Raw genomic sequence first — 13,753 nt, 5'->3', positions numbered from 1 at the left:
AATGACGTGTCCGACCCCGGCGTTCGCCGGGACCGATCGAAGGAGCCGTCATGAAGGCAGTGGTGTACGAGGGTCCGCGCCAGGTCAGCGTCTCGGACGTCCCGGACGCGAGGATCGAGCGGCCGACCGACGTGCTGGTGCGGATCACGTCCGCGAACATCTGCGGCTCCGACCTGCACATGTACGAGGGCAGGACGGACTTCGAGAAGGGCCGGTGGTTCGGGCACGAGAACCTGGGCCAGGTGGTCGAGGTCGGCGACGGCGTCGACAAGGTGCAGGTCGGCGACTGGGTGGTCCTGCCGTTCAACATCGCCTGCGGGCACTGCAAGAACTGCGAGCGGCAGCTGACCAACTACTGCCTCACGGCACAGCCGGAGCCGAGCATGGCGGGGGCCGCCTACGGCTTCGCCGACATGGGCCCGTACGGCGGCGGCCAGGCCGAGCTGCTGCGGGTGCCGTGGGGCGACTTCAACTGCCTGCGGCTGGGCGAGGACGCCGAGGAGCGGCAGACCGACTACGTGATGCTCGCCGACATCTTCCCGACGGGGTACCACGCCACCGAGATGGCCGGCGTGAAGCCCGGCGACCAGACGGTGATCTACGGCGCCGGCCCGGTCGGGCTGATGGCCGCGCTGTCGGCGACGATCCGCGGGGCCGGCAAGGTCATGGTGGTCGACCGGCAGCCCGACCGGCTGCGGCTCGCCGAGTCCATCGGGGCGATCACGATCGACGACTCGAAGGTCGACCCGGTGGAGGCCGTCCTGGAGCAGACCATGGGCCTCGGCGCCGACAACGGTTGCGAGTGCGTGGGCTACCAGGCGCACGAGCCCGATGGCCAGGAGCAGACGAACCTGACCATGAACCGGCTGGTCGGCTCCGTCCGATTCACCGGGACGATCGGCACCGTCGGCGTCTTCGTCCCGCAGGACCCCGGGGCCGAGGACGAGCTCGCGAAGCAGGGCAAGATCGCGTTCGACTTCGGCATGTTCTGGTTCAAGGGCCTGCACCTCGGCACCGGGCAGGCGCCGGTCAAGAAGTACAACCGGCAGCTGCGCGACCTGATCGCCGGCGGCAAGGCCGAGCCGTCGTTCATCGTGAGCCACGAGCTGCCGCTGGACCGCGCCCCCGAGGCGTACGAGCACTTCGACAAGCGCGACGACGGGTGGACGAAGGTCGTCCTGCACCCCGACGGGCGGGGGGCCTGACGTGGCCGGGGCGCTGGACGGGCGCCGGGTCGCGATCGTCGCCGCCGACGGGGTGGAGCGCGTGGAGCTCGAGAAGCCGCGCCAGGCGCTCGACGACGCGGGCGCGACCACCGTGGTGGTGTCGCTCGCGCCGGGCGAGATCCAGGCGCGCAACAACGACCTCGAGGACGCCGGCACGTTCCCCGTGGACGCGGTGGTCGCGGACGTGGCGGTCGACGACTTCGACGCCCTGCTGCTGCCCGGCGGGACGGTCAACCCGGACAAGCTGCGGATGGAGCCCGCGGCCGTGCGGTTCGTGCGGGACTTTGTCGGGTCCGGCAAGCCCGTCGCGTCGATCTGCCACGGCCCGTGGACGCTCCTCGAGGCGGACGTCGTGCGCGGCCGCCGCCTCACCTCGTGGCCCAGCGTGCGCACCGACCTGCGCAACGCGGGGGCCGAGGTGGTCGACGAGGAGGTGGTGACGGACGGCACGCTCACGACGAGCCGCTCGCCCGACGACCTCCCCGCTTTCTGCGAGCGGATCGTCCAGGAGTTCGCCCGCGGCCCGCAGCCCGCCGACGCGGGGGCCCGGTCGTGACCGGGTCCGTCGCGCGGGTGGGGTCCGCCGCGGCGCTCGCCGGCGGCGCGGTACTGCTCGTGCGGGTCGCGCGCGGCCGGGCGCCGCGCGGCCCCGTCACGAGCGGCTGGACCGGGTCCGGGTGGCTGGCGGTGACCGTGCTGCGCGAGCCGTCGGACCTCGACACCGACCAGCTGCCGGCCCCGCTCGCCGAGCTGGGGACCGGGTCGAGGTCCGGGTCCGCCCCGCGGCCGGCGGCAAGGGGACCGAGCTGGCGGCTCGGCTCAGGGACCGGCCGGCGCCGGCGTCCGCGCCGAGCCGGCTCGGCGGGCGCGACCCCGAGGCCGGGCTGCACTCCGCGCTGCGCCGGGCCAAGCAGGTGTACGAGGTCGGGGAGGTGCTGGCGGTGGACCCGGCACCGCACGGCAGGCGGACGGCGACGCCCTGGGGCGCGCTGCTGGAGGCGTGGACCCGGGTCGCGCCGGCGGGAGGTGTGCGATGAAGGCGGTGACCTGGCGGGGCGTCAACGAGATCGGCGTGGAGGACGTCCCCGAGCCCGGGATCCTCAACGACCACGACCTGATCCTCGAGGTGGGGCTGAGCGCGACCTGCGGCTCCGACCTGCACCTGCTCGGCGGCTACATCCCCGCGATGCGCGCGGGCGACGTGCTCGGCCACGAGTTCATGGGCACGGTCGCCGAGGTCGGGCGCGCCGTGACGAAGCACCGGGTCGGCGACCGGGTCGTCGTCGTCTCCTTCACCAGCTGCGGGCAGTGCTGGTACTGCCGGCAGGGCCTGTGGTCCCTCTGCGACAACGGCAACCCCGACCCGGGGATCACCGAGGCGCTCTGGGGCCAGTCCATCGGCGGCTGCTACGGCTACTCGCACGCGATGGGCGGCTGGGCGGGCAGCCACGCCCGCTACATCCGGGTGCCGTACGCCGACCAGGGCGCGTTCGCCGTCCCCGACGGCGTGTCGGACCTGCGGGCCCTGTTCGCCTCGGACGCCCCGACCGGCTGGACCGGGGCGCACCAGGCCGGCGTGCAGCCCGGCGACGTGGTCGCCGTCTGGGGCGCCGGGGGAGTCGGGCAGATGGCGGCGCGGGCGTCGATGCTCATGGGGGCCGAGCGGGTGGTGGTCATCGACCGCTACGACAACCGCCTCGACCAGGCGCGCACGTACGTCGGGGCCGAGACCCTCGACTACGAGCAGACCGACGTCACCGCCGCGCTGCGGGAGATGACGGGCGGCCGCGGGCCCGACGTCTGCATCGAGGCCGTCGGGATGGAAGCGCACTCGCCCGGGCCGCAGTACGCGTACGACCAGGTCAAGCAGCAGCTGCGGCTGCAGACCGACCGGCCGACCGCGGTGCGCGAGGCCATCTACGCGTGCCGGAAGGGCGGGACGGTCTTCACCCTCGGCGTGTTCGCCGGCGTGGTGGACAAGTTCCCGCTCGGCGCCGTGATGAACAAGGCGCTCACCCTGCGCGGCGCCCAGCAGCACGGGCACCGGTACATCCCGGAGATCCTCGAGCGCATGAGCCGGGACGAGGTGACGACCGAGCACCTCGCCACCCACGTCATGTCCCTGGACGACGGCCCGAAGGGCTACCGGATGTTCAAGGAGAAGGAGGACGGGTGCGTGCGCGCAGTGTTCCGCCCGGGTGGGTGACCGGGTGGTGACCGGGCGCGGGTCCGCGCCGGGTGCCGCCGCCGGGGACGGCGCGGGGGAGTCGACCTTCCTCGGGTCGCGCCGCCTGCTGCTGTTCCTCGGCGGCGGCGTCCTGGCGGCGGCGGCGACCGCGGTCCTCGGCGCGCCCGAGATCGCGGTCCTCGTGGGCTGGGTCCTCGCCGCCGGGGGCCTGCTGCTCCGGGTCTGGCGGATCGGCTGGCCGCAGGACCACCGCGGGACCAAGCGGCTCGCCGAGGAGGAGGGGCGGACGCGCGCCACCGACGCCGCCGTCCTCGGCGCCGCCGTGATCAGCCTCGGCGCGGTCGCCCAGGGCCTCGTCCAGGCCCAGTCCCGGGACCTCCTTGGGATCGTCACCGTGATCCTGTGCGTCCTGACCGTCGTCCTGTCCTGGTCCCTGGTGAACACCGTCTTCGCGCTGAAGTACGCCCGGCACTACTACGCGGGGGGCGACGGCGGGATCGACTTCGGGCAGGGCGAGGCGCCGACCTACAGCGACTTCGCGTACCTCGCGTTCACCGTGGGGATGAGCTTCGGCGTCGCCGACACCCAGCTCGTGACCACGCCGATCCGCAAGGTGGGGCTCGGGCACGCGCTGCTGTCGTACCTGTTCGGGACCGTGGTGATCGCGGTGGCGGTCAACCTGGTGACGAACCTGGGCCAGTCGGGCTGAGCGCGGGGACCGCGACCCCGCTGCCGGCACCTCCGCGTCCCGGGACCCCCCGTCCTCGCCGCCGGGTGGCTACCGTCTCGGGCATGACGAGGGAGACCGACCTCCACGAGCGCCTGGACCGCCTCGAGTCCGAGTCCGCCATCCGCACGCTGGTGCACGAGTACTGCCACGGGGCCGACAAGCGGGACCTCCGCCGGTTCGCGGCCGTGTGGACCCCGGACGCCGTCTGGCAGGTCGCGCCCACGCAGGAGTTCCGGGGAGTGGAGGCGATCTGCGCCGCTGTGGAGTGGCAGTGGAGCGCGTTCCCGCAGATGCACCACTGGACCGCGAACCTGGTGATCGACCTCGACGGCGACGAGGCGCGGGGCGAGGTCGACGTCAGCGTGACGACCCGGCTCCCGGACGGTGCCTGGCTGCGCGGCGGCGGGGTCTACCGCGACACGTACGTCCGCACCGACCTGGGGTGGCGCATCTCGCGGCGCGAGGCCGAGCACCTGTTCAGCCTGGATCCACGGGCCGGCCAGGACCCCGGCACGCCCGACCGCCACGAGGCGCTCGGCGCGGGGTCGGGCAACCCCGAGCGGTAGCGCGACCCGCGGGGACGGCCGCGTCGCGCGTCGGAACGCCGCGATCCTCCCGTGCGCCCGTGTCACGCGACGCGGAACACCGGCCACCCGATCTCCGTCCGCCAGGCGGCCGGGTCGCCGGTGTCCCGGGGGCCCACGCGGTAGACCTACCGCACGGGGCCGGCGACCGCCATCGCGTTCCCCACGACCCACGCGCCGAGCTCGCCGTAGGTGACGTCCACGCCGTCGTGCTCGCCGACGTGGGTGGTCACCGCCAGCTCCGCGGCCGGGAGCGTGACGGCGCGCACCCGTCCGGTGCGCGGCGGGTCCGAGGTCGGCAGGTAGACCAGCGCCCGGCCCCGGCCCTCCTCGAACAGGGCGTCGTCGTAGGTGCCCCCCGACGGTCCGGTCGCGCCGGGGCCGACGGCCGACTCCAGCTCGGCCAGGGCGCCGGCGAACCACGCCGCCACCTCGTCGTGCCCGATCACCGCCTCGACCGCCGCGACCCGGCGCGCGGGCTCGGCGCGCAGCTCGACCGCGATCGGCGCGGGGTCGGGCCGCAGCAGGCGCCGCAGCGAGGCGACCGCCGCACGGGTGCGGTCGAGCTCGGACTCCAGGCGGTGGAGGTGCTCCGCGACCAGGGCCGACCGGGCGCCGGGCTCCGAGGCGCGCAGGATCAGCCGGACGTCACCCAGGGGGACGTCGAGCTCGCGCAGGCGGTGGATGACCTGAGCGGTGGGGATCTGCTCGACGGCGTAGTACCGGTAGCCGGTGGTGCCGTCCACGACGGCCGGCTCGAGCAGCGCCGCCTCGTGGTACCGGCGCAGGGTCCGCACGCTCAGGTGGGTCAGCCGCGAGAACTCGCCGATGGTCAGCACGCACTCAGTGTGGGGGCTCTCCCCGGGGGAGGGTCCACCGCTTGACCCTGCTCCGACGGGAGGCCGCACGGTGACGACATGACACGCACCGAGCACGCCGACACCGTCCCGACCACCGTCCGCGACTTCCTCGCCGCCAGCACCGTGCACGACGCCGACGCGGCCTCGGCCTTCCTCGTCGAGGACGTCGTGGTCGTCGACCAGGGCGAGGCGTTCCGCGGCCGCGACGAGGTGCGCGCCTTCGTGCGCGACGCCGGCGCCGAGTTCGCGTACACCACCGAGCAGACCGGCGCCCGCCGCGTCGACGACGACCACTGGGTCGTCACTCTGCGCCTCGAGGGCACCTTCCCGGGCGGCGTCGCCGACCTGGACTACCGCTTCACCCTCCGTGACGGCCTCGTGGCCGGGCTGGTCATCGCCGACCACGACTCGTGAGCCGGCCACCGGGGCCCTGCCGCTCGGACGCCCTCAACGGCCGTAGCGGCCGTAGCGGCCGGCGAATCGCTCGACCGCCTCCGCACTCACCGGGCTGAACACGCCGACGAGGTTCTGGTCGGGGTCACGCAGGAAGAAGACCCGGTTGCCCCACGGCATGAGCGCCGGCTCGGCGACGAACGCCGTGCCCAGGGCGGCCAGGCGGGCGTACTCGGCGTCGACGTCGTCGACGAGGAGCTCGAGGATCGCCGACCGGTTGGCGGCCGCCTCGGCGGAGCCGGGTGCGAACAGCGGCACCGTGGCGGTGCTGCCGAGGGCGAGGGTCGCGGTCGGGGTGACGATCTCGGCGAAGACCGGGGCGGGGCGGACGGCGGTGGTGCCGGTGAGCTGCTCGTAGAAGGCGACCATCGCGTCGAGGTCGTCGGTGATGAGGCGGGTCGAGACGAAGGCGGCGGCAGGTGACTGGGTCATGGACGTGACGCTAGAACCGATACCGGGCGGAACCTGTCCGGTATCCGTGGGAATCTGTGCCCATGGCCCGCTCGACCGCTCGCGTGTTCGCGCTCCTGGAGCTCCTCCAGGCGGGCGGGGTCCAGCCGGTGGCCGCGCTCGCCACCCGGCTGGGCGTCGACGAGCGGACCGTGCGGCGCTACGTCGCGCAGGTGGTCGAGATGGAGGTGCCGGTCGAGTCGATCCGGGGGCGCCACGGCGGGTACCGCATCGCGCCCGGCTACCGGATGCCGCCGCTGATGCTGACCGACGAGGAGGCGCTCACCCTGCTGCTCGGGCTGATCGTCGGCCGTCGGGGCGGCGGGCTGCCGGTCGACGACGACACCGTCGAGGGTGCCGTCGGCAAGCTGCGTCGCGTGCTGCCGCGACGGACGGCGGCACGGCTCGACGCGCTGCTCTCCTCCGCGGACCTGGCACTCCTCGGCCCCTCCGGGCGGTCGGCGACCGAGGCGGTTAGTGACACCGACCCGGAGGTGCTGATGGTCCTCGCCGAGGCCGCGCGCGATCGCCATCCCGTCCAGATCGGCTACGTCCGCACGGACGGGACGGCGAGCCGGCGCACGATCCTGCCGTACGGCATCATCGCGCGGTCCGGGCGCTGGTACGTCACGGGCCACGAGTCGCGCACCGGAGAGGTCCGGACGTTCCGCGTCGACCGGATCAGCGACCCGGCGGCGCTGCCCGGCTCGTTCCACGTGCCCGGCGACTTCGACGTGAGCGCCACCGTGCTGGCGAGTCTGGCCGCCACCCCGTGGCGCCACGAGGTGTCGGTCCGCGTCGCCGGCACCGTCGAGGACCTGCGCACGCAGCTCCCCGCCGGCCTGGCGACGGTGGAACCGGCCTCCTCCGACGCGGGGCCCTGGACCCGCGTCCACCTGCGCGCCGAGCGGCTGGACTGGGTGGCTCCGTACCTCGCCGGGCTCGGCCGCGATCTCGTCGTCGAAGGTCCGGCCGAGCTCCGGGAGCACGTCCGGGTCCTGGCCGACCGCCTGCGCGCTGCGTGCGGGGACGTGATCACCGAGCAGTACGGATTCACCGCCGTGGGAGAGCAGTGGGACGACGAGGACGGCCTGGAGATCGTCTATGAGGTCGCTGCCGACGCCGGGACTTCGGCGCCGGTCATCTCGGGCGAGCAGATGGCCTCGCTGGCGTCGGGGGGCCTGCGTGCCGTCGTCTTCGACGTGGGGGAGACCCTGGTCGACGAGTCGAGAGCGTGGGGCGAGCAGGCGAGGACGGCAGGGGTGACCCCGTTCAGTCTCATGGCCGCGATCGGATCGGTGATCAGCCGAGGACGCGACCACCGCGAGGCGTGGCCCCTCCTCGGGGTGGCGCCGCCGGCCTCGGCACCTGACATCGAACCGGGCGACCTGTATCCGGACGCGCTCGAGTGCCTCCGCTCGGCACGCGCGGCGGGCCTCGTGGTGGGGGTGGCGGGGAACCAACCCCGAGGAGCGGAAGCGGCACTCAGGGCAGCCGGTGTCGACGTCGACTTCGTGGCCGCCTCCGCCACGTGGGGGGTCGCGAAGCCGTCGCCCGAGTTCTTCCGACGCGTGGTGGAAACGACCCAGGTCGACGCTCACCGCGTCCTCTACGTCGGCGACCGCCTCGACAACGACGTCCGCCCGGCAGCTGCCGCAGGTCTGCGGACGGCGTGGCTGCGACGTGGACCCTGGGCGCACCTGCAGCAGCGGACCGCGGACGAGGCGCGCCCGGACCTCGAGCTCCGCGATCTCGCGCAGCTGACGGCGATTCTCGGGCGACCTGCGCCGTCCGCCGAGCGAGCCGGCGACTAGCGTCAGGTCGCGTGACCCTACCCCCGATGACCGACGTCCCCGGCGGCGTCATCGAGCTGTCCGATGCCCGTCGCGGGACCTCTCGCCGGGTCTCGCTCTGCGACTTCGAGATCGGCACGCGACCGGTCACGGCGGCCGAGTACGCCGCCGTGACCGGCGAGACGGCGGTTCCGGACGCGTCCCCCGCTGCTCCGGTGCACGGAGTGCGCTGGCTCGACGCCGTGGCGTGGTGCAACGCGGCGTCCGTCCGCGCCGGCCTGACCCCGGCCTACGAGCTCGGCGGACGGCTCGTGCGGTGGGACGTCACCGCGTCGGGCTACCGGCTCCCGACCGAGGCGGAGTGGGAGTTCGCGTGCCGGGCCGGCACGACGGCGGCCACGTACGGACCGCTCGCGACCACGGCCTGGACGTCGCTGGACGACGTGGACGGCCCGCAGCCGGTGGGGTCGAAGGCTGCCAACGCATGGGGGCTGCACGACATGCTCGGCAACGTCTGGGAGTGGTGCTGGGACTTCGCCGACACCGCCCGGTACGGCGACTACCGCGTGCTGCGCGGTGGAGGGTGGGCGGACGCGACGTGGAGCGTCCGGGCCTCGGTGCGACGCGGCAGCGCCCCCGACGCCGTGATCGAGGACGTCGGGTTCCGCGTCGCACGCGGCGCGGTGCCGACGCGCGGCCCCGGGTCGGTGCAGGGGTGGTCGGCCGACGAGGACCGCCGACGCGCCGACGTCCGTGGCCCGCTTCCCCTCGGCTGGACACCGCTGCGGGGGCTGTGACGCGCCGACGACTACACGGTCAGCGGGTTCTCGACGCTCAGCTGCCCGTTCTCGACGAGCCAGCGCACCGACTCCAGGATCGCGTCCTCGGGCTCCCACGCCGGTGCGTACCCCAGCAGGTCGCGCGACTTCTCGATGGACAGCACGTGGTTGCGCTGCAGGTGACCCCAAGAGCTCTCCGCGAACTCGGAGGTGGTGAGGGTCCGGAACTCCTCCCACGTCACCGGCTCCAGCCGCGCGGCCCGTCCGAACCAGCCGGCGGCGATCGTGGCGTAGCCGTGCACGGTGAGGGCGTGGGGTGCGACCGCGTGGAAGTCCTGCCCCGCGGCCTGGTCGCGACGGGCGACGGCGAGCTCGAAGACCTGGGCGACGTCGTCGGCGTGCACGTGGTGCATCGACTCGGCGCCGCTCCCGGGGACGCGCAGCGTCCGCCCTGCCGAGAGCGCGGTCCACGTCGCGGGGTCGTTGTTGCCGAGGACGCCGGTCGGGTGCCAGCCGGGGCCGACGATGTGCCCCGGGTGGACGGAGGTCGTCACGAGCCCACCTGCTGCGGTCTCGCGCGCGAGGTACTGGGCGATCAGCTCCTTCTGCGTCCCGTACTCGTCGATCGCCGGGGTGCCCTGCCCCTCGCTGATCGGCAGCTTGAGGCTGGGGCCGTACCGCCACAGCGATCCGCAGTGCACCAGGTGTTCGACGCGGCCGCGGATCGCCTCGACGAGCGAGGCGGTGCTCTCCAGCGTGAAGCCGAGCAGGTCGATGACCACCTGCGGCTCCAGCCCGAGCACCGTCGCGCCGAAGGTGCCCTCGGCGTCCTGCTGCGACCTGTCGACGGCGACCTGCGTCACCTGCTGCCACTCCGGGCCGACCGCGTAGGCCTCGCGGGTGCCGCGGCTCATCGAGATGACGTCGTGGCCGGCGCGGACCAGACGAGGGACGAGGAACGTCCCGATGTGGCCGCTGCCACCGATGACGAGAACGCGCATGGGGGAGTGCTCCTGGTGCTCGTGGCGACGATGGTGCGCCGCCGGCCCTCGAGGGGCCAGGACATGGGGAGGGTCTGGTTCAGGTCGACGAGGACGCTCTGGCGCGTCGGTCGATGTGCTCGGTCGCTGCCCACGACGCCAGCAGTCGCAACCGTTCTGCGGAGGCGCTGCCGGGCACCGCGGGCAGGATCGTCAGCACGAGGCCAGGGTCTTCTTCGAACTCGAGGCTCTGGTAAGTGAGGTCGAGGTCTCCGACCGCGGGGTGGTGGTACTGCTTCACACCTGAGTAGTGACGGCGCACGTCGTGCGACGACCAGCGCTCACGGAACTCATCGCTGCGCGCCGACATCTCCTCGACAAGGGAGTCGAGACCGCGATCTCCGGGCGCCCGAGCCGAGTCGCGCCGAAGCAGAGCGACATTTGTGTCCGCGTGCAGCGTCCAGTCCTGGTAGAAGCTGCGTGCTCGCGGGTCGAGGAAGATGAACCTGGTGTGGTTGACGACACCGCTCGGCTCGTCAAGCATCTCGGAGTGCAACGCCCACCCGAGGGTGTTCGCCGCGACCATGTCCATCCGGTAGTTCCGGATCAGCGCGGGAGCATCGACGATCACGTCGAGCATGTACTGCAGTGCGGGTCGAACGCTCTCCGGTGCGCGCCGCCGAGGCTGGCGAGCCGACGAGTTCGCTGCACGGGCCAAGTTGAACAAGTGGTCGATCTCCGCCTGGTCCAGCTGCAGCGCGCGGGCGACCGCCTGAAGGACGGGCTGGGACGCGCCACCCAGATTCCCGCGCTCAAGACGGTTGTAGTAGTCGACGCTGACGCCGGCCAGACGTGCGACCTCTTCACGTCGGAGTCCCGCGACCCGCCGATGTCCACCGAAGACCTCGACGCCGGCCTGTTCGGGCGTGATCCGTGCACGTCGGCTCTGTAGGAACGCGCGCACCTCATCCCGATTGCTCATGCCTGCACGCTGCGACCAGTCCGTGCTGGACAACGAGGTACTGGCTTTACACCCATCGGCGTCACGCACGCTCCAGCAGCCGGCATGCCGCGGCGTGCACCGAGACGTCGCCGCGCACCGAATCGGCCACCAGCGCCCGCATTTGCGGCCTCGCGACCAACCCCGAGCTGGACCATCAGCACCCCCACGGCCTGGTCGATGACCACCCACCGCCTCAACTGCTCGCTGAGCAGCGTCCACGTCAGCTTGCGCTCATCGCCGTCTCCTCGACGCATGAAACCGGCAGTAGCCAGCCCTCTCCAGGCGGCCTCGTGACCGCAGTCGTGGGCGCGGCGAACCCCCTCAGCATGTCGCCGAGGGCGCACCAGCGCTACATCCGGCGCTGTCAGCCGCGGCGCTCACCGTGAATCGACGGCGACCTAAAGACACGATCAAGTGCACTGGTCAGAGGAACAAGCAGACTACTACTGGCACCTCTGCGCATCAGGATCGGTCGTACTCCTCAGCAGGCTGACGCACTTACGGACTCGCGCAAGTGTGCAACCATAAGTGGGTGCTGACTGCTCTCTCCGTGCCGACGTACCGCCGGCTGTTCGCCGCCCAGGTCATCTCCCTGGCGGGCACGGGCCTGGCGACCGTGGCCCTCGGTCTGCTCGCGTACGACCTCGCTGGGTCGGGCGCGGGGCTGGTGCTCGGCACGGTTTTCGCGATCAAGATGCTGGCGTACGTCGCGGTCGCCCCGGTCGCGGCGGCCGTGGTGCACACGGCTCCGCCGCGGGTGGTGCTGGTGGCGGCCGACGTCGTGCGGGTCGCGGTCGTGCTGGGTCTGCCGCTGGTGTCGGCGGTGTGGCAGGTGTATGTCCTGGTGCTGGTGATGCAGGCGGCGTCGGCGGTGCACACGCCGGCGTACCAGGCGGTGCTCCCCAGAGTGCTCGGGGACGAACGCCGCTACACCCAGGCGCTGTCGCTGTCGCGGCTCAGCGAGGACCTGGAGATGGTGCTGTCACCCCTGCTCGCCGCAGCGCTGCTGCTCGTCGTGCCGAGCTCGGACCTGTTCGTCGGCACCGCGATCGGGTTCGCGGTGTCGGCACTTCTCGTCTCGCGACTCGACCTCGCCCGGGGCGATGGGGTCGACGACGACTCGACGACCTTCGCGCGGCGAGCGCGTCGGGGGATCGCTCTGATGGTCCGCACGCCGGCGTTGCGGGCGGTGCTCGCGCTGAACATGGTCGTGGCGGCCGGGGGAGCGTACGTCCTGGTGCAGTACGTCCTGATCGCACGCGAGGTCCACGCCCGTGGCGACGGGACCGCGGCCCTGCTGATGGCCGCGCTCGGCGCCGGGTCCATCACCGTCGCCGCGCTGCTTCCTCGGGCACTTCAGGCCGTCCCGGAGCGCGCGTTGATGCTCGCCGGCGGCGGGGTGCTCGTGGTCGCGACGGCCGCCGTCGCCGCGGCGCTGCGCGCTCCCGGCACCGGGGGACTGGTGCTCGTCGGAGTGCTCTTCGCGCTGGTCGGTGCGGGCTGGGCGGCCGCCGAGACCCCGGTCGGCCGGATCATCACCCGCACCACCTCCGAGAGGGACCAGCCCGCGGTGTTCGCCGCCCAGTTCTCGCTGTCGCACGCGTGCTGGCTGATCACCTACCCGCTGGCGGGGTGGCTCGGGGCCCTCGGGCTCGGCCCGGCCGCCCTCGTGCTCGCCGGCCTGAGCGCGGCCGCGCTGGCAGCGACCGCCGTGCTGTGGCCGGCCAGGGAGCGCGCCACCCACGTGGCAGGCTGAGCAGGTGACCGCCGAGACCTCCCGGGCAGCCGTCCCGGACGTCGACCTCGACACCGCCGTCGACGTCCTGCGCCTGCTCGCCGACCGCACCCGGCTCGCCGTCCTCGGCCTGCTCCACGACGGAGAGCTGTCCGTCGGGGCGATCGCCGACCACCTCGCAAGACCCGTCCCGGCCGTCTCGCAGCACCTGGCCAAGCTGCGCGCCGGCCGGCTGGTCACCACCCGGCGCGACGGCGCGACGGTGTACTACCGCCTCGCCAACGAGCACATCGACGCCCTCGTCCTCAACGTCCTGCACCAGGCCGAGCACCTGCGCTACGACCAACCACCACACCACCGCTGATCCACTCGACCGCACACGCTCCTTGCGTTCAGCGACAGCCAAGTGCCACATTCTCGCCGTTCAGAGCGATAGGCAGACTACGGTCTGACATAACGTGCATTATCGGCGTTACGTGAGCACCCGCCGGATCGGACCCACCGGCCGGACGACGGCCCAGGCCCCGGCGGTCCCCAGGCCCCACGTGACGGCGGCGATCCCGGCCGCGAACCCCGCGAACACCGCGAACATCCCGTCGTACGGCGCGGTCGCGTCGATGGACCGCCAGCCGAACGGCCCCCACGGGCTCAGGAGGAACGCCGCGCCGACGGCGGCGGCTCCCGCGGCGAACCAGCCGACCGTTAGCACCTGCCACCCGAGCCCTGCCTCGCGCAGGCTCACCGCGGTGATCACCAGCAGCGGGACGCCGATCACCGCGGCGGGCACGAGGGCGAGCGCTGGGACCCAGAGCGCGACGTACCCGAGATCACCCCATGCGCCGGTCTCACCCGTGTGCGCCACGGCGGCCACGAGCAGGGCCAGGACGGTCGCGGCGACCGACAGCGTGAAGGCCAGCGGCCACACGAGCAGCAGGCGCCACCACCGGACCGTCATGCCGTGATCATGGCACC

15 protein-coding genes are annotated in these 13,753 nt (G+C 73.1%); 10 read left to right on the top strand and 5 right to left on the bottom strand.

Annotated elements, in window-relative coordinates; translation table 11 throughout:
- Nucleotides 1-50 precede the first annotated feature (50 nt).
- The 5 genes from J5O08_RS02055 (at nt 51) to J5O08_RS02035 (ending at nt 4,710) form a co-directional block, all read left to right on the top strand.
- Complete coding sequence (locus J5O08_RS02055) at nt 51-1,205, top strand: glutathione-independent formaldehyde dehydrogenase (RefSeq protein WP_218705153.1); 1,155 nt, start codon at nt 51-53, stop codon at nt 1,203-1,205.
- 1 nt (nt 1,206) lies between these two features.
- The gene (locus tag J5O08_RS02050) at nt 1,207-1,782 is read left to right on the top strand and encodes a type 1 glutamine amidotransferase domain-containing protein (RefSeq protein WP_218705152.1); all 576 of its coding nucleotides are present in this window, start codon (nt 1,207-1,209) and stop codon (nt 1,780-1,782) included.
- A 477-nt stretch (nt 1,783-2,259) separates the two neighbouring features.
- Nucleotides 2,260-3,432 carry a zinc-dependent alcohol dehydrogenase gene (locus J5O08_RS02045; RefSeq protein WP_218705151.1) on the top strand — a complete coding sequence of 391 codons (1,173 nt, stop codon included), beginning with the start codon at nt 2,260-2,262 and terminating at the stop codon, nt 3,430-3,432.
- A gap of 4 nt (nt 3,433-3,436) precedes the next feature.
- Nucleotides 3,437-4,123, top strand: coding sequence for a DUF1345 domain-containing protein (locus tag J5O08_RS02040; RefSeq protein ID WP_218705150.1), 687 nt, complete (start codon nt 3,437-3,439; stop codon nt 4,121-4,123).
- 83 nt (nt 4,124-4,206) lie between these two features.
- Nucleotides 4,207-4,710, top strand: a complete 504-nt coding sequence (locus J5O08_RS02035) for a nuclear transport factor 2 family protein (protein ID WP_218705149.1) — start codon at nt 4,207-4,209, stop codon at nt 4,708-4,710.
- A 146-nt stretch (nt 4,711-4,856) separates the two neighbouring features.
- Here the strand turns inward: J5O08_RS02035 and J5O08_RS02030 are convergent, their stop codons facing one another.
- Nucleotides 4,857-5,567 carry a MerR family transcriptional regulator gene (locus tag J5O08_RS02030; protein WP_218705148.1) on the bottom strand — a complete coding sequence of 237 codons (711 nt, stop codon included), beginning with the start codon at nt 5,565-5,567 and terminating at the stop codon, nt 4,857-4,859.
- A 78-nt stretch (nt 5,568-5,645) separates the two neighbouring features.
- On the opposite strand from J5O08_RS02030, the gene J5O08_RS02025 reads away from it, so the two are divergent.
- Nucleotides 5,646-6,002, top strand: a complete 357-nt coding sequence (locus J5O08_RS02025; protein ID WP_218705147.1) for a nuclear transport factor 2 family protein — start codon at nt 5,646-5,648, stop codon at nt 6,000-6,002.
- 33 nt (nt 6,003-6,035) lie between these two features.
- Here J5O08_RS02025 and J5O08_RS02020 read toward each other — a convergent pair whose 3' ends face one another.
- Nucleotides 6,036-6,473 carry a VOC family protein gene (locus J5O08_RS02020; protein ID WP_218705146.1) on the bottom strand — a complete coding sequence of 146 codons (438 nt, stop codon included), beginning with the start codon at nt 6,471-6,473 and terminating at the stop codon, nt 6,036-6,038.
- A 62-nt stretch (nt 6,474-6,535) separates the two neighbouring features.
- On the opposite strand from J5O08_RS02020, the gene J5O08_RS20670 reads away from it, so the two are divergent.
- Together J5O08_RS20670 and J5O08_RS02005 are read left to right on the top strand one after the other, a co-directional pair.
- Nucleotides 6,536-8,305 (top strand): HAD-IA family hydrolase, encoded by a 1,770-nt coding sequence (locus J5O08_RS20670; protein ID WP_255589095.1) that lies wholly within the window; start codon nt 6,536-6,538, stop codon nt 8,303-8,305.
- Between the two features lie 26 nt (nt 8,306-8,331).
- On the top strand, nt 8,332-9,081 hold the full coding sequence (locus J5O08_RS02005) for an SUMF1/EgtB/PvdO family nonheme iron enzyme (protein ID WP_218705145.1): 750 nt from the start codon (nt 8,332-8,334) through the stop codon (nt 9,079-9,081).
- 11 nt (nt 9,082-9,092) lie between these two features.
- On the opposite strand, the gene J5O08_RS02000 is transcribed toward J5O08_RS02005, so the two are convergent.
- Nucleotides 9,093-10,064, bottom strand: a complete 972-nt coding sequence (locus J5O08_RS02000; RefSeq protein WP_218705144.1) for an NAD(P)-dependent oxidoreductase — start codon at nt 10,062-10,064, stop codon at nt 9,093-9,095.
- A gap of 79 nt (nt 10,065-10,143) precedes the next feature.
- Entirely contained in the window at nt 10,144-11,025 is an 882-nt protein-coding gene (locus tag J5O08_RS01995; RefSeq protein WP_218705143.1) for a helix-turn-helix transcriptional regulator, read from the bottom strand.
- 553 nt (nt 11,026-11,578) lie between these two features.
- Between J5O08_RS01995 and J5O08_RS01990 the strand changes: the two genes are divergently transcribed.
- On the top strand, nt 11,579-12,802 hold the full coding sequence (locus J5O08_RS01990; RefSeq protein WP_218705142.1) for an MFS transporter: 1,224 nt from the start codon (nt 11,579-11,581) through the stop codon (nt 12,800-12,802).
- A gap of 4 nt (nt 12,803-12,806) precedes the next feature.
- Entirely contained in the window at nt 12,807-13,145 is a 339-nt protein-coding gene (locus J5O08_RS01985; protein ID WP_218705141.1) for a metalloregulator ArsR/SmtB family transcription factor, read from the top strand.
- A gap of 108 nt (nt 13,146-13,253) precedes the next feature.
- On the opposite strand, the gene J5O08_RS01980 is transcribed toward J5O08_RS01985, so the two are convergent.
- Nucleotides 13,254-13,736: a hypothetical protein gene (locus J5O08_RS01980; protein ID WP_218705140.1), complete on the bottom strand. Its 483-nt coding sequence runs from the start codon at nt 13,734-13,736 to the stop codon at nt 13,254-13,256.
- Nucleotides 13,737-13,753 lie beyond the last annotated feature (17 nt).

The organism is Cellulomonas sp. PS-H5, from assembly GCF_019265565.1.
Lineage (GTDB): Bacteria > Actinomycetota > Actinomycetes > Actinomycetales > Cellulomonadaceae > Cellulomonas.
The sequence above is the reverse complement of the archived record's forward strand: the minus strand, read 5'-3'. Positions and strand labels throughout refer to the sequence as shown.